This window comes from Streptomyces chartreusis NRRL 3882 (assembly GCF_900236475.1).
Lineage (GTDB): Bacteria > Actinomycetota > Actinomycetes > Streptomycetales > Streptomycetaceae > Streptomyces > Streptomyces chartreusis_D.
Genome location: NZ_LT963352.1, coordinates 2,411,424 through 2,432,419 on the forward strand (window position 1 = coordinate 2,411,424; position 20,996 = coordinate 2,432,419).

At 69.9% G+C, this 20,996-nt stretch carries 14 protein-coding genes, 1 tRNA gene and 1 rRNA gene; 3 read left to right on the plus strand and 13 right to left on the minus strand.

The window, feature by feature from the left end:
- Positions 1–8 precede the first annotated feature (8 nt).
- Positions 9–836, plus strand: a complete 828-nt coding sequence (locus SCNRRL3882_RS10615) for a DNA-formamidopyrimidine glycosylase family protein (protein WP_010034742.1) — start codon at positions 9–11, stop codon at positions 834–836.
- A 32-nt stretch (positions 837–868) separates the two neighbouring features.
- On the plus strand, positions 869–1,633 hold the full coding sequence (locus SCNRRL3882_RS10620) for an SDR family NAD(P)-dependent oxidoreductase (RefSeq protein WP_010034739.1): 765 nt from the start codon (positions 869–871) through the stop codon (positions 1,631–1,633).
- Positions 1,634–1,692: 59 nt separating this feature from the next.
- Here SCNRRL3882_RS10620 and SCNRRL3882_RS10625 read toward each other — a convergent pair whose 3' ends face one another.
- From SCNRRL3882_RS10625 to SCNRRL3882_RS10670, 10 genes are all read right to left on the minus strand, one after another.
- Positions 1,693–1,950 carry a hypothetical protein gene (locus tag SCNRRL3882_RS10625; RefSeq protein WP_010034738.1) on the minus strand — a complete coding sequence of 86 codons (258 nt, stop codon included), beginning with the start codon at positions 1,948–1,950 and terminating at the stop codon, positions 1,693–1,695.
- A gap of 175 nt (positions 1,951–2,125) precedes the next feature.
- The gene (locus tag SCNRRL3882_RS10630; RefSeq protein WP_010034736.1) at positions 2,126–2,596 is read right to left on the minus strand and encodes a Dps family protein; all 471 of its coding nucleotides are present in this window, start codon (positions 2,594–2,596) and stop codon (positions 2,126–2,128) included.
- A gap of 234 nt (positions 2,597–2,830) precedes the next feature.
- Positions 2,831–3,211: a helix-turn-helix domain-containing protein gene (locus tag SCNRRL3882_RS10635; RefSeq protein WP_003993396.1), complete on the minus strand. Its 381-nt coding sequence runs from the start codon at positions 3,209–3,211 to the stop codon at positions 2,831–2,833.
- A gap of 109 nt (positions 3,212–3,320) precedes the next feature.
- On the minus strand, positions 3,321–3,866 hold the full coding sequence (locus SCNRRL3882_RS10640; protein ID WP_010034723.1) for a CinA family protein: 546 nt from the start codon (positions 3,864–3,866) through the stop codon (positions 3,321–3,323).
- A complete protein-coding gene (gene pgsA / locus SCNRRL3882_RS10645; RefSeq protein ID WP_029180807.1) occupies positions 3,863–4,735 on the minus strand; it encodes a CDP-diacylglycerol--glycerol-3-phosphate 3-phosphatidyltransferase in 873 nt (290 codons plus the stop codon). Before pgsA ends, SCNRRL3882_RS10640 begins: the two co-directional genes overlap by 4 nt.
- Positions 4,732–6,213: a 30S ribosomal protein S12 methylthiotransferase RimO gene (gene rimO / locus SCNRRL3882_RS10650; RefSeq protein ID WP_078602746.1), complete on the minus strand. Its 1,482-nt coding sequence runs from the start codon at positions 6,211–6,213 to the stop codon at positions 4,732–4,734. The genes pgsA and rimO overlap by 4 nt, the downstream gene beginning before the upstream one ends.
- A 93-nt stretch (positions 6,214–6,306) precedes the next feature.
- The gene (locus tag SCNRRL3882_RS10655) at positions 6,307–7,155 is read right to left on the minus strand and encodes a helix-turn-helix domain-containing protein (protein ID WP_010034715.1); all 849 of its coding nucleotides are present in this window, start codon (positions 7,153–7,155) and stop codon (positions 6,307–6,309) included.
- 263 nt (positions 7,156–7,418) lie between these two features.
- The gene (locus SCNRRL3882_RS10660) at positions 7,419–10,154 is read right to left on the minus strand and encodes a DNA translocase FtsK (RefSeq protein ID WP_010034713.1); all 2,736 of its coding nucleotides are present in this window, start codon (positions 10,152–10,154) and stop codon (positions 7,419–7,421) included.
- A 127-nt stretch (positions 10,155–10,281) separates the two neighbouring features.
- Positions 10,282–10,962, minus strand: coding sequence for a response regulator (locus SCNRRL3882_RS10665; protein WP_010034711.1), 681 nt, complete (start codon positions 10,960–10,962; stop codon positions 10,282–10,284).
- A gap of 307 nt (positions 10,963–11,269) precedes the next feature.
- Positions 11,270–16,741 (minus strand): HAMP domain-containing protein, encoded by a 5,472-nt coding sequence (locus SCNRRL3882_RS10670; RefSeq protein ID WP_102514780.1) that lies wholly within the window; start codon positions 16,739–16,741, stop codon positions 11,270–11,272.
- A 378-nt stretch (positions 16,742–17,119) separates the two neighbouring features.
- On the opposite strand from SCNRRL3882_RS10670, the gene SCNRRL3882_RS10680 reads away from it, so the two are divergent.
- On the plus strand, positions 17,120–19,873 hold the full coding sequence (locus tag SCNRRL3882_RS10680) for a SpoIIE family protein phosphatase (protein WP_029180806.1): 2,754 nt from the start codon (positions 17,120–17,122) through the stop codon (positions 19,871–19,873).
- Between the two features lie 43 nt (positions 19,874–19,916).
- On the opposite strand, the gene SCNRRL3882_RS10685 is transcribed toward SCNRRL3882_RS10680, so the two are convergent.
- The 3 genes from SCNRRL3882_RS10685 to rrf all read right to left on the minus strand — a co-directional run bounded on the left by SCNRRL3882_RS10685 (position 19,917) and on the right by rrf (position 20,959).
- Positions 19,917–19,992: transfer RNA gene (locus tag SCNRRL3882_RS10685), tRNA-Thr, on the minus strand.
- A gap of 73 nt (positions 19,993–20,065) precedes the next feature.
- A complete protein-coding gene (locus SCNRRL3882_RS10690) occupies positions 20,066–20,728 on the minus strand; it encodes a DegT/DnrJ/EryC1/StrS family aminotransferase (RefSeq protein WP_010034700.1) in 663 nt (220 codons plus the stop codon).
- Between the two features lie 114 nt (positions 20,729–20,842).
- Positions 20,843–20,959 (minus strand): 5S ribosomal RNA (gene rrf, locus SCNRRL3882_RS10695).
- Positions 20,960–20,996 lie beyond the last annotated feature (37 nt).

The window sequence follows — 20,996 nt, forward strand, 5'->3', positions numbered from 1 at the left end:
CTTGACCCATGCCCGAAGGTGACACGGTCTGGCAGACCGCGAGCCGGCTGCACAACGCCCTCGCGGGCAAGGTGCTGACCCGTAGCGACCTCCGGGTGCCCCGGCTCGCGACGGCCGACCTCACGGGCCGTACGGTCCTCGACGTCACCGCGCGCGGCAAACACCTCCTGACCCGCGTCGAGGGCGGCCTGACCCTGCACTCCCACCTGCGGATGGACGGTTCCTGGAAGGTGTACGCGAACGGCCGGCGCTGGAGCGGCGGCCCCGGCCACCAGATCCGCGCGATCCTCGGCAACGCCGACCGCACGGCCGTCGGCTACCGCCTCCCCGTCCTGGAGCTCCTGCGCACCGCCGACGAGCACCGCGCGGTCGGCCACCTCGGCCCCGACCTCCTCGGCCCGGACTGGGACCCCGACCGGGCCCTCGCCCATCTCCTCCAGGACCCCGCCCGCCCCCTCGGCGAGGCCCTGCTCGACCAGCGCAACCTCGCCGGTATCGGCAATGTCTACAAGAGCGAGCTCTGCTTCCTGCTCGGCGTCACCCCCTGGCTCCCCGTCGGCGACCTGCCCGCCGAGCGCGCCGCCCAGCTGCCCGCGCTCGCCAAGAAGCTGCTGGAGACCAACCGCGACCGCCCGATCCGCAGTACGACGGGCCGCCGCGGCCAGGACCTCTTCGTGTACGGCCGGGCCCCCCGCCCCTGCCTGCGCTGCCACACCTCCGTCCGTGTCGCCGACCAGGGAGACGGCTCCCGCGAACGCCCCACGTACTGGTGCCCCGCCTGTCAGCGGGGCCCCGCCCCGGCCGCGTCCCCGACCCGGCGCAGTCGCGCCCATTGACGACCCGTCAGAAACGCTCGTACGGTCCCTGTATGCCCGTCACGGCGTACGACCTCACCGGCCGCGCCGCTTTCGTCACCGGAGCCGCGAGCGGCATCGGCCGGGCCTCGGCACTCCTGCTCGGGGAGGCGGGCGCCACCGTGCACTGCGCGGACCGCGACACCGAGGGCCTGCACGAGACGGCGGCCCTGATCAAGGACGGCGGCGGCACCGCCCACACCCACGACCTCGACGTCACCGACCGCGCCCGGCTGAGGCAGGCCATCACCTCCTGCGAACGCCTGGACATCCTGGCCGCGATCGCCGGGATCATGCACAGCAGCCCGGTTCTGGAGACCCGGGACGAAGATCTCGACCGGGTGCTCGACGTCAACTTCAAGGGCGTGCTGCACGCCTGCCAGGAGGCGGCCCGTCTGATGATCGCCCAGGGCTGCGGGGGCAGCATCGTCACCATGGCCTCGGGCGCCGTCGACACCGGCGCCCGCGGGCTGCTCTGCTACGGCGCGGCCAAGGCGGCGGTGGTCCAGCTGACCAAGACCCTCGCGACCGAGGTCGGCCGGCACGGGATCCGCGTCAACGCGGTCGCTCCCGGCTGGATCCGTACCCCCATGACCGACCGCCGCGACAGCGAGGCCCAGGCACACACCGAGGCCCTCATGACCCGCATGTCCCCGTTGGGGAAGGTCGGCACCCCCGAGGACATCGCCCACGCGGTCCTGCACCTGGCATCCGACGCCTCGGCCTTCACGACGGGCCAGATCGTCCGCCCGAACGGCGGCGTGGCGATGCCCTGGTAGACACACCTGGCACACACCCACCCAAGACCCCCGCGCCCCCGAAGCACCCGCCCCCGACATCACCCCCTCCGCGACACCACCCCCCGGCGCCCCACCGCCAGCACCCTCCGCCACCGCCCCGTACCAACCGCCGCGCTCGCCCGCCCCTTCGGCACGCAATGCACCGGCAGCACGCTCAACCCCCACCCCCCGGCCGCGACCGTCGCCTCCAGCACCCCGGCCCCGGGCGCGACCACCAGCCGCAGCACCGCCCACCACCACAGCGCCCCCAGCCCCAGCACAGCTCCGCGGGCCCCCCAGCGCCCTATCCCCGCCATGGCCGCCACCTCCAGCCCGACGCTATGGGGCCGCGCGGGCCGGCGGACAGGGCGCACCAACGGCACACGGGCGCACCGCGCACCCCACTGCGCCGGGCTGCGAGACCGCGAGCGGCGAAGCCCTGAGCGGCGATGTCTCCGCTCGGCCCGTCTCCCGCTGCCGCGCCCTCTCCGGTCACCCGTTCTCGGCCTGGAACATCCAGTGATGCTTCTCCAGGTCCGCCGTGATCCCGATGAAGATGTCCTGGCTCACGGGATCCGGCTCACCGGTCGCCTCGACCCGTTCCCGCATCCGCGCGATCACCGCGCCCAGCGCCTCGACGAGCGCCCCCACGGCGGTCGTGTCGTCGACCCACCCCTCGGGCGTCACGCCGATCCCGCTGCCGACGGCGACCGTCGCGGCACGCCCGTCGGGCGGGATCCCGAGCGCCGCGGCGCGCTCCGCCACGGTGTCGGAGTACTTCCGCGCGGTGTCGACGACCTCATCGAGCTGGAGGTGTACGGAGCGGAAGCGCGGCCCCACCACGTTCCAGTGGATCTGCTTCGCCACGAGGGCGAGGTCCACCAGGTCGACCAGGGCGCCCTGCAACGCCTCGGAGACGGTCTTCAGGCTCGCGTCGGACAGCGGGCTCTTCACGACGTACATCCGCACCTCCGTTGGCTGCCCCCCGCCATCCCCTCAACGATGACCGCCGCACGCCCCACCGGCAAACGCAAACAAAACGGACAGGCCGATGCTGGGCGGCCCCGCGCAAGCGAAAACCCCGGGCGCACCCCTCCGGATCTCCCGGAGAGGCCCGGCCGGGGCCTCACCACACCTTCTCAGCGCCTCGTCGGCGTCCCACGCTTCACACGGCGCGAGCCGCGTCCGCGTACACGCTCACGCGGCGACGACGTCCACCGCCTCGGCGGGCGCCTTGATCGTCACCCGTTCCGGTGGCACACCGGTCACCGAAACGGAACCCAGCATCGGGCGAACCGGCGTGGGCACAGGTTCGCTGGGGGTGGCCGCAGCGGACTGGGCCAGCTCGGCCAGGGCGAGCTCGTCGCTCACTTCCCGCATGAGCTCGGACATCCGTACGTCCAGCGCGTCGCAGATGGCGGAGAGCAGTTCGGAGGAAGCCTCCTTCTGCCCCCGCTCCACCTCGGATAGATAGCCGAGTGAGACTCGGGCGGACGAGGAGACTTCGCGCAGAGTACGGCCCTGGCGCTGGCGCTGCCGACGCAGCACGTCACCCAGCAGGCGACGGAGCAGAATCATCGGTGGCTCCCTCCTCGGACCGCGTAGCCGCATCCATTACGCCCCACCGTACCGCCTTGCGCCGCGGCCGTGCGGGGAGCGATGTCGTGTTCACTCAGGGCTGCAAACATCAAAACCCCCCGTTCCGTTCCGTATCCTGTGCCCGCTCATTCCCAGTCTGTTCGCCCGCAAGCTCCTTCAGGAGCAGTGCGAGTACGCTCCGTACACTCTCTCTACGAATTTCCTCGCGGTCGCCGTTCAACCGCAGAGCCTCCACTTTTCCGCCGCCGGCAGAACCGGAATCGGCCCTCAGGGGTCCGTCCACGGCGACGAAGACCGTCCCGACGCTCTGTCCGTCCTGCGGCTCGGGACCCGCGACACCGGTGGTCGCGATGCCCCAGTCCGTGCCGAGCGCCTTACGCACTCCGGCCGCCATCTGGGCCGCGACCTGCGGATCCACCGCTCCTCGCGCCGCCAGCAGGGCGGCGTCGACGCCCAGTAGGTCATGCTTCAGTTCGGTGGCGTAGGCCGTCACCGAGCCCCGGAAGACCTTGGACGCCCCGGGGACGGATGTGATCTCCGCCGCTACGAGGCCACCGGTCAGCGACTCCGCGACGGCGAGCGTCCTGCCCTTCACCGTGAGTAGTCGCACCACGTCGGTGGCCGTGGAACTCACGCTTCCTTCTCCTCCAACGCGGCCTTGCGCTCGGCGATTCCCCGCCTGCGCAGCACAATGGCCTGTTTCACATAGTCGAGCCCGGTCACCACGGTCAGAACGACCGCCGCGGCCATCACCCAGAACCTCAGGGTGGCCAGCCACCCCGTCAGCGCCAGCACGTACATGCCCACGGCCACGCCCTGGGTGAGCGTCTTGAGCTTGCCTCCGCGGCTGGCCGGGATGACGCCGTACCGAATGACCAGAAAACGCAGCAGCGTGATCCCGAGTTCCCGGCCGAGGATGACGCCCGTCACCCACCACGGCAGATCGCCGAGCGCGGACAGACAGATCAGCGCCGCCCCCATGATCGCCTTGTCGGCGATGGGGTCGGCGATCTTCCCGAAGTCGGTGACCAGGTTGTACGTGCGCGCCAGATGACCGTCGAAGAGGTCGGTGATCATGGCGATGGCGAAGGCCGCCCAGGCGAGGGCCCGCCACGCCGGGTCGTACCCGCCGTCCGCGAGCATCAGCGCCACGAAGGCCGGTACGAGGATCAGCCGGAGCATGGTCAGGAGGTTGGCGACGTTCCAGACGCTGGCCTGGTTGACGGCCGCGGCAGCCAGCTTCCCGCCCCGTGCCGGCTTCCCGTCGTCCTGCGCGTCGACGACGGCGCTCTCCGCGCCGTCACCGGCGGCGGCCCCGCTGTCACCCACGCCGGACGCCGCACCCTGCCGTGCACCCGGCGCCGCGCCGGACGCACCGCCCTCGGTCGACCGCGCGGCCGACCGGCCCATCGAAGCCCCGGGAACCTTCCCCGAAGCCGCACCGGCCGCGGCCCTCCTCGCGCCGGAGGGGCCTCCCGCCGCGGATGCCGGAACACCGGTCATCTGCCCGCCTCCTCACTCCACGCCGGCGACGCGAACGAGCCCTGAAGCGGCTCGGCCACCAGGTCGACGCCCTCCGTACCGACCACCTTCGCCTCGACCATACGGCCGCTGCTCAGGCCCGCGCCGCTCGTGAGCAGCACCTGGCCGTCCGTCTCGGGCGCCTGGTGCGCCGCCCGGCCGTACACGCCCTCCTCGTCGTCGACGGACTCGACGAGCACGTGCACCGTCTGGCCGACGCGCTCCTCGGCGCGCTGCGAGACGAGTTCCTCGGCCAGCCGCGAGACACGGGCCAGCCGCTCGGCGACGACGTCCTCGTCGAGCTTGTTCTCGTAGGTCGCCGCCTCGGTGCCCTCCTCGTCGGAGTAGCCGAAGACGCCGATGGCGTCCAGCCGCGCGCCGCTGAGGAACCGCTCCAGTTCGGCGAGGTCGGCCTCGCTCTCGCCGGGGAAGCCGACGATGAAGTTGGAGCGCACGCCGGCCTCGGGCGCCTTGCTGCGGATCGTGTCGAGCAGCTCCAGGAACCGGTCAGTGTCGCCGAAGCGGCGCATCGCGCGCAGCACACCGGGCGCGGAGTGCTGGAAGGACAGGTCGAAGTAGGGCGCGACCTTCGGGGTCGACGTCAGCACGTCGATCAGGCCCGGCCGCATCTCCGCGGGCTGGAGGTAGCTCACCCGGACCCGCTCGATGCCGTCCACCTCGGCGAGCTCGGGCAGCAGCGACTCCAGCAGGCGGATGTCGCCGAGGTCCTTGCCGTAGGAGGTGTTGTTCTCGGAGACCAGCATGATCTCCTTCACGCCCTGCTCGGCCAGCCAGCGGGTCTCGTTCAGCACGTCGCTCGGGCGGCGGGAGATGAAGGAGCCACGGAAGGACGGGATGGCGCAGAAGGAGCAGCGCCGGTCACAGCCGGAGGCGAGCTTCACGGAGGCCACCGGGGAGCCGTCCAGACGGCGGCGCAGGGGCGCGCGGGGGCCGGAGGCCGGAGCGAGGCCCTCCGGGAGGTCCGCGGGGGCGTGTCCGGGCAGCGCGACCTCGGCGGCCGACTCCTGCCGCTCGGCCGGGCTGATCGGCAGCAGCTTGCGCCGGTCGCGCGGGGTGTGCGAGGCGTGGATGCCGCCGTTGAGGATGGTCTGGAGGCGGTCCGAGATGTCCGTGTAGTCGTCGAACCCGAGTACACCGTCGGCCTCGGGGAGGGCTTCGGCGAGCTCCTTGCCGTACCGCTCGGCCATGCAGCCCACCGCCACGACGGCCTGGGTTCTGCCGTGTCCCTTGAGGTCGTTGGCCTCCAGGAGGGCGTCGACGGAGTCCTTCTTGGCGGCCTCGACGAAGCCGCAGGTGTTCACGACAGCGACGTCCGCGTCCTCGGCGTCCTCCACGAGCTGCCAGCCGTCCGCCTCCAAACGGCCTGCGAGCTCCTCCGAGTCCACCTCGTTACGGGCGCAGCCAAGGGTGACGAGTGCGACGGTACGGCGTTCAGGCATGGGCTCAAGAGTACTTCGTCCCGCTGACACCCCACGTCGACGGGGTTGGCCGTTTCCAGGCCAACCCCGTAGTGACGGCACCCTTCCGCCCGGTTACCCGGCCTCGGGGTCACCCTTCGTGTACGTCAGGCGCTCCACGGAGCCCGGCTGGAAGTCGTCCTTGATCTTCTTGCCGTTGACGAAGAGGTCGATCGCACCGGCGTCACCGAGGACGAGGTGCACCTTCGAGCTGTCCTGGAAGGTCTTGGTCTCGCCCTGCTTGAGGAATCCGTCGAAGAGCAGCCGGCCGTTGTGGTCCTTGGCGGAGATCCAGCTGCGGCCGTCGGCGGCGGCCACCTGGACCGTCACCTTGTCCTGGGGCGCGGCGGCGATGGCGCTGTCGGACGCCTCGGGCTTGGGGTCAGTGGGCTTCTTGGTCTTGGTGGTCGGCGAGGCGGAGTCGCCGGGCGTGGAGCCCTCGGCCACGTTCGCCTCGCCGCCGCCGTCGTCGCCGCCCTGGAACATGGTGAACCCGACGAATCCGATCACGGCGACGATCGCGGCAACCATGGCGGCGGTCCAGTTGGGCCCCCGCCGCTCCGGACGGATGCGCTCCGCCTCGAAGAGGGGAGCTGCCGGGGTCGGTGCCGGGCGCCCGCCGTGCTCGTCGCCGTACTGGTCGAGCAGCGGCGCGGGGTCGAGGTGGACGGCCTTGGCCAGGGTCCTGATGTGCCCTCGGGCATAGACGTCACCACCGCAGGCGGTGAAGTCGTCCGCCTCGATGGCGTGCACGATGTTCATGCGGACCCGGGTGGCGCTACTGATGTCGTCGACGGTCAGCCCAGCGGCGATACGCGCCTGCTGAAGGGCACGGCCGATGGAGGGGCGGGCTTCCTCGCGGTCTTCTTCGACGCGCTCGTCTTCGAACGGACGCTCGTCTTCAGGGGAGTTGCCGATGGACACGGGGGCGCCTTTCGAGCGTGTAGCCGCCTGTGCTGGAGGTTCAGTCTAGGGGGGGTACAAAAGGGTGGGGCAACCGGGCGGTGGCACTTTGTACGCCATCGGAATGGCCCGACATTCCGATGGTGGGGAAGCTGTTCGTCGTTTCCCTCAACTTGACGTACGCCGAAGGGAAACGGTTGCTCGATGCCCCCTTACGGGTGAGTCACGATCCGGACACCCGATTGCAGTACGACTCGGCGTGGCGACCGGTGTGAACCGCTTCCCTACCCTTCAGACTCCCCCCGGATCAGCGCGAGCACGCCATCCAGCTCATCAGGCTTCACAAGAACGTCACGAGCCTTGGAACCCTCGCTCGGCCCGACGATGTTCCGGGACTCCATGAGGTCCATCAGCCGCCCGGCCTTGGCGAAGCCGACGCGCAGTTTGCGCTGGAGCATGGAGGTCGACCCGAACTGCGTGGAGACGACCAGTTCGGCCGCCTGGCACAGCAGGTCGAGGTCGTCGCCGATGTCCTCGTCGATCTCCTTCTTCTGCTTGGTCCCGACGGTGACGTCGTCCCGGAAGACGGGCGCCATCTGGTCCTTGCAGTGCCGGACGACGCCCGCGATCTCCTCCTCGGTCACGAAGGCGCCCTGCATACGGGTCGGCTTGTTGGCACCCATCGGCAGGAACAGCCCGTCGCCCTTGCCGATGAGCTTCTCGGCGCCCGGCTGGTCGAGGATGACCCGCGAGTCGGCGAGCGACGACGTGGCGAACGCCAGCCGCGACGGCACGTTCGCCTTGATCAGGCCGGTGACGACGTCGACGGACGGCCGCTGTGTGGCGAGCACCAGATGGATGCCGGCCGCGCGCGCGAGCTGCGTGATGCGCACGATCGCGTCCTCGACGTCGCGCGGCGCGACCATCATCAGGTCGGCGAGCTCGTCGACGATGACCAGCAGGTACGGGTACGGCTGGAGCTCGCGCTCGCTGCCCTCGGGCGGTTTGACCTTGCCCTCGCGCACGGCCCGGTTGAAGTCGTCGATGTGCCGGTAGCCGTAGGCGGCCAGGTCGTCGTAGCGCAGGTCCATCTCGCGCACGACCCACTGGAGCGCCTCGGCGGCCCGCTTGGGGTTGGTGATGATCGGAGTGATCAGGTGCGGGATGCCCTCGTAGGCGGTCAGCTCGACCCGCTTGGGGTCGACGAGGATCATCCGGACGTCCTCGGGGGTCGCCCGCATCATGATCGAGGTGATCAGGCAGTTGATGCAGGACGACTTGCCGGAGCCGGTGGCGCCGGCGACCAGCATGTGCGGCATCTTCGCCAGCGAGTGCATGACGTAGCCGCCCTCGACGTCCTTGCCGAAGGCGACCAGCATCGGGTCGTCGTCCTCCGCGGACTCCGCGAGCCGCAGTACGTCACCGAGGTTGACCATCTCCCGGTCGGTGTTCGGGATCTCGATGCCGACCGCGGACTTGCCGGGGATCGGGCTGATGATCCGCACGTCCGGACTGGCGACGGCGTAGGCGATGTTCTTGGCGAGCGCGGTGATCCGCTCGACCTTCACGGCGGGGCCGAGCTCGATCTCGTAGCGCGTGACCGTCGGCCCGCGCGTGAAGCCGGTGACGTTGGCGTCGACCTTGAACTCGGTGAAGACGTTGGTGAGCGCGGCGACTATGGCGTCGTTGGCTGCGCTGCGGGCCTTGCCGGGGCCGCCGCGCGTGAGGAGGTCGAGCGACGGCAGCGCGTAGGTGATGTCGCCGGACAGCTGGAGCTGTTCCGCACGCGGCGGCAGGTCGCGGGGCTTGGCGGGCGGGGACTTGGTGAGGTCGCGGACACCCGCCCTCGGCTTCTCCTGCTCGGGCTCGCCCTGTGTGAGCTTCTCCTGCTGGGGCCTGGCGGCCGGGACGGGCGTCGGCGTGGTCGCCTCGCGGTCCCCGACGCTCACGCCCTGGGTGAGGTCGGCGACGATCGGCGAGGGCGGCATCCCGTGCAGCACGGCCCCGTCGAGCGCGGCGGCCGCCGCCGCGGCGACGTCCACGGCGTCCATGGGCCGGTCCATGTCGGGCTGCGGCACCGCCGACCGCCGGGGACGGCCGCGGCGCCGGGAGAGCGCCTCCTGCTCGGCGCTGTCGGGGTCGTACGCCCCGGGCGCCGGCGTGCGCCTGCCGCGCGGCCGTGCGGGCAGCGCCTCACGCCACTGCTCCTCGTAGCGCTCGTCGTCCTCCCCGAACTCGTCGTCGGCCGGGTCTCGGAGAATCCCGAGCCGCACCCCGGCGTGCCGCAGCCGCTGCGGGATGGCGTTGACCGGCGTGGCCGTGACGACCAGCAGCCCGAAGACCGTCAGCAGCACGAGCAGCGGCACGGCGAGCACGTCGCCCATGGCGTACGACAGCGGGGTCGCCATGGCCCAGCCGATGAGGCCACCGGCGTCCCTTATCGCCTGCATGCCGTCGCCGCGGGCGGGTGAGCCGCAGGCGATGTGGACCTGGCCGAGCACGCCGATGACGAGCGCGGACAGGCCGATGACGATGCGTCCGTTGGCCTCGGGCTTCTCCGGGTGGCGGATGAACCGCACGGCGATGACGGCGAGCAGGATCGGCACGAGCAGGTCGAGCCGGCCGAAGGCACCGGTCACCAGGATTTCGACCAGGTCGCCCACGGGGCCCTTCAGGTCGGCCCAGGTGCCCGCGGCGACGATCAGCGCGATGGCGAGCAGCAGCAGGGCGACACCGTCCTTGCGATGGGCCGGGTCGAGGTTCTTGGCACCCTGCCCTATGCCGCGGAACACGGCGCCCACGGCATGGGCGACCCCGAGCCACAGGGCGCGCACGAGCCGGTAGATGCCCCCGGTCGGGCTCGGAGCCGGTTTGGGCGCGACCTTCTTCGCCGCGGCCTTCTTGGCGGGCGCCTTCTTCGCGGGAGCCTTTTTGGCAGCGGCCTTCTTCGCCGGAGCCTTCGCCGAACCGGCCGCCTTCTTCGCGGGCGGCTTCTTGGCTGCGGAGGGACGTGAGGCCATGGGTGTGAGGTTACCGGGGGAGACGACAAGGGACACGTGTGCCTACGGCTTCACCCGTTCGTGTCGCTCCGGGAGAGGCACGGAATTGACGCTGACTCATGGGCGGGCAACCTCGCCTGCCCGGGCGTCAGTTCTGCGAGGACACCGACGATGTGGTCCCGGTGCCCGGCTCCAGCGCGTCCAGCGCCCGCCGCAACCCCGTGAGCTTGCGCTCCAGATGGGCCGCCGTGGCCACCGCCGCGGCGTCCGTCGAATCGTCGTTGAGCTGCTTGGTCAGCGCCTCGGCCTGTTCCTCGACGGCCGCGAGCCGAGCGGAGAGCTCGGCGAGCAGCCCGGCCGACTCCTTGGCCTCACCGCCCGCGTCCTTGCCGTTGCCGTCCAACTGGAGCCGCAGCAGCGACGCCTGCTCACGCAGCTGGCAGTTCTTCATGTACAGCTCGACGAAGACGGAGACCTTCGCGCGCAGCACCCACGGGTCGAACGGCTTGGAGATGTAGTCGACCGCGCCGGCCGCGTAACCCCGGAAGGTGTGGTGTGGCCCGTGGTTGATCGCGGTGAGGAAGATGATCGGGATGTCCCGGGTCCGCTCCCGCCGCTTGATGTGCGCGGCTGTTTCGAAGCCGTCCATGCCCGGCATCTGGACGTCCAGCAGAATGACCGCGAAGTCGTCCGTGAGCAGCGCTTTGAGCGCTTCCTCCCCGGACGATGCCCGCACCAGCGTCTGATCGAGCGCAGAGAGGATCGCCTCCAGCGCAAGCAGATTCTCCGGCCGGTCATCGACCAGGAGGATCTTGGCCTTCTGCACCATGGCCCGCCCTCCTCGCCCCGGCGTGGGGCCTCCCCTGTCCGCAGGACCTGGGGGTGCACCGGTGGGTGCCGCCCCAGGGGACGACTCCCTTGCGCCGCCCGTCCTTGTGCCGGTCATCGTAGCCGCACCCTGCCTGTCACCACACCCTGTCACCGGGATGTCACTGTGCACGTAGCAGAAACGCAGCAGGAGACCAGAAGGTTCCCCAGATCTCGTACTTCTACACGACTATGCGCACACCGAGTCCGCAACTCCGTGTGAACACCGAACCTTCCCGCCAACGTTGCGTAACGGTCCAACGTTCCCCTCATTCCCCTCGCATCCACTGATCCATCACCGTCAGCAGGTGATCGGGGTCGACCGGCTTCGTGACGTAGTCGGAGGCGCCCGACTCGATCGCCTTCTCCCGGTCGCCCTTCATGGCCTTCGCGGTCAGCGCGATGATCGGCAGTCCGGCGAACTGCGGCATCCTGCGGATCGCCGTGGTCGTCGCGTACCCGTCCATCTCGGGCATCATGATGTCCATCAGGACGACCGCCACGTCGTCGTGCTGCTCCAGCACCTCGATGCCCTCACGGCCGTTCTCCGCGTACAGCACGGACAGGCCGTGCTGCTCCAGGACGCTCGTCAGCGCGAAGACGTTGCGGATGTCGTCGTCCACGATCAGGACCTTCTGGCCGCCGAACCGGATGCCGCGCTGCGTCTTCGGCGCCGTCTCCTGCTCCGCGGGCGTCCACTGCTCCGGCTGCGCCGGGCGCGGTGCCAGCTCCGGCATCCTGCGCCGCCGCCGGAACAGGGCGGCCGGCCCGTTCTGCGTCTCGTTGTACGACTTCACCTCGGCCGGCGTCTCGACCTCGACCTCGGACAGCTCGGACAGCTCCGACGTCGACGTCATCAGGTCACCGGCCTCCAGGGCCGGCAGCTGCTGCTGGTAGCCCTGCGGCGGCAGTTCGCTCGGGTGCAGCGGCAGGTACAGCGTGAACGTCGAGCCGCGGCCCGGCTCGCTCTGCGCGTGGATCTCACCGCCGAGCAGCTGGGCGATCTCCCGCGAGATGGACAGCCCGAGACCCGTACCGCCGTACTTGCGGCTGGTCGTGCCGTCGGCCTGCTTGAACGCCTCGAAGATCACCCGCATCTTGCTGGACGCGATGCCGATCCCGGTGTCCGTCACGGAGAACGCGATCAGCTCGGCGTCCGGATCGGTCAGCGACCCGGTCTCCAGCAACTGCTCCCGGATCTTCTGCGGCACGTCGTCCCGCGCCGGCCTGATGACCAGCTCCACCGACCCGGAGTCGGTGAACTTCACCGCGTTGGACAGCAGGTTGCGCAGCACCTGCAGCAACCGCTGCTCGTCGGTGTGCAGCGTCGCGGGCAGCTCCGGCGAGACCCGTACGGACAGGTCCAGGCCCTTCTCCGCGGTCAGCGGCCGGAAGGTGGCCTCCACGTAGTCCACGAGCTGGACGAGCGCGATCCGCGTCGGGGAGACGTCCATCTTGCCCGCCTCGACCTTCGACAGGTCGAGGATGTCGTTGATCAGCTGGAGCAGGTCGGAACCGGCCCCGTGGATCGTCTCGGCGAACTCGACCTGCTTCGGGGAGAGGTTCCCCTCGGCGTTGTCGGCGAGCAGCTTGGCCAGGATCAGCAGCGAGTTGAGCGGCGTACGCAGCTCGTGCGACATGTTCGCCAGGAACTCGCTCTTGTAGCGCATCGACACGGCGAGCTGCTCGGCGCGCTCCTCCAGGACCTGCCGCGCCTCCTCGATCTCGGTGTTCTTCACCTCGATGTCGCGGTTCTGCTGGGCCAGCAGCTCGGCCTTCTCCTCCAGTTCGGCGTTGGACGCCTGGAGGGCCTTCTGCCGCTGCTCCAACTCCGCGGAGCGCTCACGCAGTTGTTCGGTCAGCTCCTGCGACTGCGCCAGCAGCAGCTCGGTCTTGGTGTTGACGGAGATGGTGTTGACGCTCGTCGCGATCATCTCCGCGATCTGGTTGAGGAAGTCCTTCTGGATCTGGGTGAACGGCGTGAAGGACGCCAGCTCGATGACGCCGAGCACCTTCCCCTCGAACAGCACCGGCAGCACGATCACCTGCGCGGGCGGCGCCTCCCCGAGCCCCGAGGAGATCCTCAGGTAGCCGCTGGGCGCGTTCTCCACGAGGATCGTGCGCTTCTCCGTGGCGGCCGTGCCGATGAGTGCCTCACCGGGCTGGAACGACGTCGGCATGGAGCCCATCGAGTAGCCGTACGAGCCGAGCATGCGCAGCTCGTACTGGTCCTCGTCCGCGGCGTTCATGTCCTCGCCGTCGACGAGCGGCATCGCCAGGAAGAACGCGCCGTGCTGCGCGGACACCACCGGCGTCAGCTCGCTCATGATCAGCGAGGCCACGTCCTCCAGGTCGCGGCGGCCCTGCATCAGCGCGGAGATACGGGCCAGGTTGCCCTTGAGCCAGTCCTGCTCCTTGTTGGCGATCGTGGTGTCGCGCAGGTTGGCGATCATCTTGTTGATGTAGTCCTGGAGCTCCTGGATCTCCCCGGACGCGTCCACGTCGATCTTCAGGTTCAGATCGCCGCGGGTCACCGCGGTCGCCACGCGCGCGATGGCACGCACCTGCCGGGTCAGGTTCCCGGCCATCTCGTTCACGGACTCGGTCAGGTCCCGCCAGGTGCCGTCGACGTCACGCACGCGTGCCTGGCCGCCGAGCTGTCCCTCCGTGCCCACCTCGCGGGCGACCCGGGTGACCTCCTCGGCGAACGACGACAGCTGGTCGACCATCGTGTTGATGGTCGTCTTCAGCTCGAGGATCTCCCCGCGCGCGTCGATGTCGATCTTCTTCGTCAGGTCACCCTTGGCGATGGCCGTGGTCACCATGGCGATGTTGCGCACCTGACCGGTCAGGTTGGACGCCATCTGGTTCACGGACTCGGTCAGGTCCTTCCACGTACCGGCCACACCCGGCACGTGCGCCTGCCCGCCGAGGATGCCGTCCGTGCCCACCTCACGGGCCACCTTGGTGACCTGCTCGGCGAACGAACTCAGCGTCTTCACCATCGTGTTGATGGTGTCGGCGAGCTGCGCGACCTCACCGCGCGCCTCGATGGTGACCTGCCGCGTCAGGTCACCGTTGGCGACCGCCGCCGAGACCTGGGAGATGTTCCGCACCTGAGTGGTGAGGTTCTTCGCCATCAGGTTGACGTTGTCGCTCAGGTCCTTCCAGATGCCCGTGACGCCCGGCACGTGCGCCTGACCGCCCAGGATGCCCTCGGTGCCCACCTCGCGGGCCACCCGGGTCACCTGCTCGGCGAAGGAGGACAGCTGGTCGACCATCGTGTTGACGGTCGTGACGAGTTCGAGGATCTCGCCCTTGGCGTCGACGGTGATCTTCTTCGACAGATCGCCCCGGGCGACCGCGGTCGTGACCTCCGCGATGTTGCGCACCTGGATGGTCAGGTTGTTCGCCATGCCGTTCACGGACTGGGTGAGGTCCTTCCAGGTGCCGGAGACGCCCTGCACCTCGGCCTGGCCGCCCAGGATGCCCTCCGTACCCACCTCACGGGCCACCCGCGTGACCTCCTGGGCGAACGACGACAGCTGGTCCACCATCGTGTTCAGGGTGTTCTTCAGCTCCAGGATCTCGCCGCGCGCGTCCACGTCGATCTTTTGCGACAGATCACCCCGGGCCACCGCCGTCGCCACCTGGGCGATGTTGCGCACCTGCGCGGTGAGGTTCCCGGCCATGCCGTTCACGGAGTCGGTGAGGTCACGCCACACACCGGCGACGCCGGGCACCTGCGCCTGCCCGCCCAGCCGGCCGTCCGTACCCACCTCGCGCGCGACCCGGGTCACCTGGTCGGCGAAGGCCGACAGCTGGTCGACCATCGTGTTGATGGTGTTCTTCAGCTCCAGGATCTCGCCGCGCGCGTCCACGTCGATCTTCTGCGACAGATCACCCCGGGCCACCGCCGTCGTCACCTGCGCGATGTTGCGCACCTGGGAGGTGAGGTTGCCGGCCATGGAGTTGACGGAGTCGGTGAGCTCCTTCCACGTGCCGGACACGCCGTCCACCTGGGCCTGACCGCCGAGACGGCCCTCCGTGCCCACGTCCCGGGCCATCCGGGTCACCTGGTCGGCGAAGCTCGACAGCTGGTCCACCATCGTGTTCACGGTGTTCTTCAGCTTGAGCATCTCGCCGGAGACGTCGACGGTGACCTTCTGCGACAGGTCGCCGTTGGCCACCGCCGTCGTCACCTGCGCGATGTTCCGCACCTGTCCGGTGAGGTTCCGGAACGCCGTGTTGACGGAGTCCGTCAGGTCCTTCCACGTCCCGGCCGCGCCCGGCACCTGCGCCTGGCCGCCGAGCTCACCCTCGACACCGATCTCACGGGCCACCCTGGTCACTTCCGCACCGAAGGCGGACAGCTGGTCGACCATCGTGTTGACGGTGTTCTTCAGCTCCAGCATCTCGCCGGCCACATCGACGGTGACCTTCTGCGACAGGTCGCCGTTGGCCACCGCCGTCGTCACGGCGGCGATGTCCCGCACCTGGGTGGTGAGATTCCGGAAGACCGTGTTCACCGAATCGGTGAGGTCCTTCCACGTCCCCGCCGCACCCGGCACATTCGCCTGGCCGCCGAGCCGCCCCTCGGCCCCGACCTCGTTGGCCACACGGGTGACCTCGTCCGCGAAGATCCGCAGCGTCTCGGTCATCTGGTTGATCGTCTCGGCGAGCTGCGCGACCTCGCCGCGCGCCTGCACGGTCACCTTCCGCGACAGGTCACCGTTGGCGACCGCCGTCGTCACCTCCGCGATCCCGCGCACCTGGGCCGTGAGGTTCCCGGCCATGGTGTTCACCGAATCGGTGAGTTCCTTCCACACACCCGCGACCCCGGGCACCTGCGCCTGCCCGCCCAGCGCACCCTCGGTGCCCACCTCACGGGCCACCCGGGTCACCTCGGAGGAGAACGCCGACAGCTGGTCCACCATCGTGTTGACGGTGTTCTTCAGCTCCAGCATCTCGCCGGCCACCTGAACCGTGACCTTCCGGGACAGATCGCCCTTGGCGACCGCCGTCGTCACCAGCGCGATATCCCGCACCTGAGCGGTGAGCCGGTACGCCATCGTGTTGACGGAGTCCGTGAGGTCCCGCCACGAACCCGACATACCGCGCACACGGGCCTGTCCCCCCAGCTTGCCCTCGGTGCCCACCTCACTGGCCACACGCGTGACCTCGTCGGTGAACGTCGACAGCTGGTCGACCAGATTGTTGACGGTCCGCCCGACCTTCAGGAACTCGCCGCGCAGCGGCTGACCGTTCCCGTCCGGCACCTGCGTCCGCAACTCCATACGCGGCGACAGATCACCCTCGGCCACCGCCGACAGCACCCGACTGACCTCGGAAACCGGCCGCACCAGGTCGTCCACCAGGGCATTCGAGTTGTCGATCGCGGTCGCCCAGGAGCCCTCACACGCCCCCGTCTCCAGCCGCTCGGTGAGCTTGCCCTCCCGGCCCACCATCCGCCGCACCCGCGAGAGCTCACCCGTCAGATGCAGATTGCGGTCGGCCACCTCGTTGAAGACCGCCGCGATCTCGGCCATCACGCCGTCCCCGGACACCGTGAGCCGCTTGCGGAAGTTGCCGTCCCGCATCGCCACCAGGGCAACCATCAGCCGGTTCAGGGCTGCCGTGTCCACCTCAGTCGTGCCGCTGCGCACCTTTCCCTGGTTGCTCGGGGACTGTCCGCCTTTCGCGCGCGTCTTCTTGCCACGCGTCGCTGCGCCAGACTCCACTGTGTCCCTCCCGCAGGGGTCGACCGTCACTGCTGTGCTGGGGTACCACGCTCGGCGTACCGGTTACTACTGCGTATTCTCCGCCCTGCATGGCAGGCCGTGCCCAGGGGGCTGCTGCCCCCCGTACGCAGATGACATTCAGCCTGCCCGGACCTTCACAAGAAGCTTGCCCAGTGTTTCACCCTGCCCGAACCAGGCCATAACAGTTCGGCAGCTTCGCACATCGTCCGCACACCCTCCGGACGGAAACACTGCAGACCGGCATCCGCTTGGACCGCGAAGGTAAGTAACCTTGCATCCGGCTGTCCAGCCGCGCCGGTTCGTCCGGCCTGGGCGGTGGCACGAAGACGAGCGGGCATCGGAGGGGCGGCCGCACACATGACCACCGGACTGATCCCGGGGGGACAGCCCCCGGACCCCCGGCCGACGGGTGGCCTGCCGCAACAGCGGTGCGAGCCGGTCGGCCACGCAGCCCAGCACGTCGAGAACCGGTCGAGGAGTTCTGTGATCACCGCGCGCGCGGCCGCCAGTTTCGAGCCCGTCGGGCGATCTGTCGCGAGCGCCCGCTCCTTCGTCCGCGACACCCTCCAGGGCTGGGGCTTCGCCGACATCGTCGACGACGCCGTCGTTCTCACCAGCGAACTGGTGACCAACGCCGTGGTCCACGCCGGCACCTCCGCCGACCTGCTCTGCCTGCGCAGCGACGAGGGCGTACGCATCGAGGTGGCCGACCGGTACCCCGAGCGTGAGATCCCGCTCCAGGCCTCGGCCATCAACATGGGCAGCCCCGACCGCGAGGGCGGACGCGGCCTCCAGCTGTGCGCGGCCCTCGCCGGCCGCTGGGGTGTCGAGTACACCCCCACCCACAAGACCGTCTGGTTCCAACTCGACCTCCCGGCCCGGACGGTGGGCACCCGCGCGGCCGGCCCGGCCCTCCCCGCCGACCTCCTCCCGCTCGCCGACGGCCGGGTCCGCGTGGCCGTCATCCAGATCGACCGCACCGGCCACATCACCGCCTGGAACGAGGACGCCGAGGACCTCTTCGGCTACCCGGCCGAGCAGGTCACCGGCAAGCCCCTGACCGACCTCGCGGCCTGGCCGCACACCCCGGGCACCAGCACCGGCATCGCGGAGGCACTCCAGCTCTCCCGCTGGGAAGGCAGCTACGGCATCCGCGCCGCCAACGGCCGCGTCACCCCCGTCTACGCCTCCCACCTGCGCGTCCGCGACACCGGCGGCGAACCGTCAACCGTGTGCCTCCTGGTGAGGGACCACGAACGGGCCGTTCTCCAGACGCCCCTGCGCGTCCCCGCCTCCGACAGCTCCACCACCTCCGAGGGCCAGAGCACCGACCCCTTCGAGGTGTTCATCGGCTACCCCGCCCCGGACGACCTCGACGGCCTCCTCCAGCGCACGGTCGAACGTGCCCGCGACATGCTCGACGGCGATTCCGCGTTCCTCCTGCTGGCCACCGACGACGAGACGGAACTGGAGGTCCGCGCCTCCACGGGCCTGCCCTCCGCCCGCCAGCGCTTCGCCCGCGTCCCCGTAGAGGCAGGCTCCGGCCGCTACGGCTCCGCCCGCATGCCGGCCGTCCACGACGACCTGACGGCGGTCCCCGGCGCCGTGCCGCTGCTGAACGGCACGGGCATGCGCTCGGTCGTCACGGTCCCGCTGAAGGTCGAGGGCCGCCTCACCGGCTCCCTCGGCGTCGCCGCCGAGGCCCCGGGCAGATACTCCAACGAGGAAGCCCTGCGCCTCCAGTTCGCCGCCGACCGCATCGCGCTCGCCGTCGAATCGGCCCGCCTCGGCGAACTCGAACGCCTGCGCCGCGGCTCCCTGAACTTCCTCGTCGAGGCCTCCGACCTGCTCGCCGGAACCCTGGACCGCGACCAGACCCTGGCCCTGATGGCCCAGATGACGGTCCCGACCCTCGCCACCTGGTGCGCCGTCTACACGATCGCCCACCAGGCCTCCGAGCCGTACCTCTCGTACGTCCTGCACGAGGACGAGGAACTCATCGACGGCATCAAGTCCCTGCTGTCGAAGGTGCCCCCGCCCGATCCGGTCCCCACCCCCGGCGCCCGCGTCTGGACGGCCCCCGCCGAGGTGGCCCACCAGGCGGCCCTTCGCAGCTCGATGCGCAGCCTCGGCCTCAGCGGCGGCCCGACCCACCAGGTCACCCCCGGCATCGGCCCGACCCTCGCCACGGCATCCGCCGTGGGCGGCGAGACGGTCGTCCTCCCCCTGGTCGCCCGCAACCGTGTCATCGGCATGCTGACCCTCGGCAAGCCGACCGACGAGCACTTCCGCCAGGAGATCCTGGAACTGGCCGAGGACCTGTCCCGCCGAGCCGCCCTGGCCCTGGACAACGCCCGCCTCTACTCCGAGCGCACGGCCATCAGCCAGTCCCTCCAGCGCAGCCTCCTGCCGCCCGAACTCCCCGACATCGAGGGCGTCGAGGTCGAGGTCATCTACCGCGCGGCCGGCGAGGGCAACGAGGTCGGCGGCGACTTCTACGACGTCTTCCCCATCCGCGACGGCGCCTACGGCTTCGCCATCGGCGACGTCTGCGGTACGGGCCCGAACGCGGCGGCGGTCACGGGCCTGGCCCGCCACGCCCTGCGCCTCCTGGCCCGCGAGGGCCTCAGCGGGCCGGCGGTCCTGGAACGCCTGAACTCCGCCATCCTCGACGAGGGCGCCCGCAGCCGCTTCCTCACCCTCCTCTACGGCGAGATGCGCCCCCAGGAGGACGGCAGCGCGGAACTGAAGGTCGTCTGCGCCGGTCACCCGCTCCCGCTGCGCCTGCGCCAGGACGGCTCGGTGGAACCGGCAGCCGAACCCCAGCCGCTCCTCGGCGTCATCGACGACCTGGAGCTCTACGAGCAGACGATCACCCTCGACCCGGGCGACGTGCTCCTGTGCGTCACGGACGGCGTCACCGAACGCCGCGAAGGCGCCCGCATGCTGGGAGACGACGGACTCGCCGACGTCCTCACGACCTGCACGGGCCTCACGGCGGGCGCGGTCGCGGCCCGCATCATGCGCGCGGTGGAACGCTTCGCTTCGGACGCCCCGTCCGACGACATGGCGATCCTGGCGATGCGCGTCCCGGGCCTCCACAAGGACTAGGGCACGAAAAAGGCCCCACCCGTGAGGGTGGGGCCTTTTCTGCTGGAGCCCCCAAACGGAATCGAACCGTTGACCTTCTCCTTACCATGGAGACGCTCTACCGACTGAGCTATAGGGGCCTGTCGCTTTGCGGGTTTCCCGCGCGGCAACGGAATAGATCATACCCCGAACAGACCCGTGCTCCCAACCACGTCAGAAAGCGGGCTGAAGAAGCCCTCCAAGGGCATTACAGGCGGACACGATCCGCTGCATGTCCCGCTTGGTCAGAGTGGCGTCCACCGGCAGCGCGAGCGTCTCATCGGAAGCCCGCTCCGTCTCCGGGAGAGACACACACCGTCGGAATTCGGGCAGTCGATGCACGGGAGTCTTCACCGGCACGCGGCACTCGACTCCCCTGCTCCGCACGGCCCGCGCGAAAGCGTCCCGATCCGGCCGCCCGTTGCCCGGAACACGCACGACGTACTGCTGATAGGTGTGCCCGTCACCGTCGTCCGGTGTCCGCACACCGCTCAACTTCGCGTGGAGGTAGGCTGCCCGCTCCCTGCGCTGGGCTATCTCGTCGTACGGCGCCTCGGATTCCCCCTGCTCCAGCACGAGCAGCCCGTGCCGCGCTCCCAGCTCGTGCAGCCGCGCGATGTCGGCGAGCCGGCCGAAGCGGTGTACGACCACCACGGCAGCGGTCCGCGGAGTCACCGCCGCTTCCACAGCGGAGGCATCGAGGCAGTAGGTGAAGGGATCTATGTCGGCGAAGACGGGCAGCGCCCCGGCCTTGGCCACGGCCTCGGCGACCTCGACGTTCCCGAAGGCCGGCACGACGACCTCGTCACCGAGTCCGACCCCGGCGGCCCTGAGCATTGCAGCAGTACCCATGCTCTGGATGCTGATCGCGCAACGTGAACTTCAAGTGACGGAGAACAAAAAAGGGTTGGACCCGTAACCGAAGTTCCGGGTCCAACCCTGTCAATATTTGTTCGGCGGCGTCCTACTCTCCCACAGGGTCCCCCCTGCAGTACCATCGGCGCTGTAAGGCTTAGCTTCCGGGTTCGGAATGTAACCGGGCGTTTCCCCTACGCTATAACCACCGAAACGCTATGAAACTGTCAGCCGCACCACACCATGACCA

Excerpts from the sequence above, each read along its gene's own strand:
- SCNRRL3882_RS10625 (WP_010034738.1), bottom strand. The coding sequence starts at position 1,950 with ATGGCGGGGATAGGGCGCTGGGGGGCCCGCGGAGCTGTGCTGGGGCTG.
- pgsA (WP_029180807.1), bottom strand. The coding sequence starts at position 4,735 with ATGACCGGTGTTCCGGCATCCGCGGCGGGAGGCCCCTCCGGCGCGAGG.
- SCNRRL3882_RS10690 (WP_010034700.1), bottom strand. The coding sequence starts at position 20,728 with ATGCTCAGGGCCGCCGGGGTCGGACTCGGTGACGAGGTCGTCGTGCCG.
- SCNRRL3882_RS10660 (WP_010034713.1), bottom strand. The coding sequence starts at position 10,154 with ATGGCCTCACGTCCCTCCGCAGCCAAGAAGCCGCCCGCGAAGAAGGCG.
- SCNRRL3882_RS10620 (WP_010034739.1), top strand. The coding sequence starts at position 869 with ATGCCCGTCACGGCGTACGACCTCACCGGCCGCGCCGCTTTCGTCACC.
- SCNRRL3882_RS10615 (WP_010034742.1), top strand. The coding sequence starts at position 9 with ATGCCCGAAGGTGACACGGTCTGGCAGACCGCGAGCCGGCTGCACAAC.
- SCNRRL3882_RS10630 (WP_010034736.1), bottom strand. The coding sequence starts at position 2,596 with ATGTACGTCGTGAAGAGCCCGCTGTCCGACGCGAGCCTGAAGACCGTC.
- rimO (WP_078602746.1), bottom strand. The coding sequence starts at position 6,213 with ATGCCTGAACGCCGTACCGTCGCACTCGTCACCCTTGGCTGCGCCCGT.
- SCNRRL3882_RS10680 (WP_029180806.1), top strand. The coding sequence starts at position 17,120 with ATGACCACCGGACTGATCCCGGGGGGACAGCCCCCGGACCCCCGGCCG.
- SCNRRL3882_RS10665 (WP_010034711.1), bottom strand. The coding sequence starts at position 10,962 with ATGGTGCAGAAGGCCAAGATCCTCCTGGTCGATGACCGGCCGGAGAAT.
- SCNRRL3882_RS10635 (WP_003993396.1), bottom strand. The coding sequence starts at position 3,211 with ATGATTCTGCTCCGTCGCCTGCTGGGTGACGTGCTGCGTCGGCAGCGC.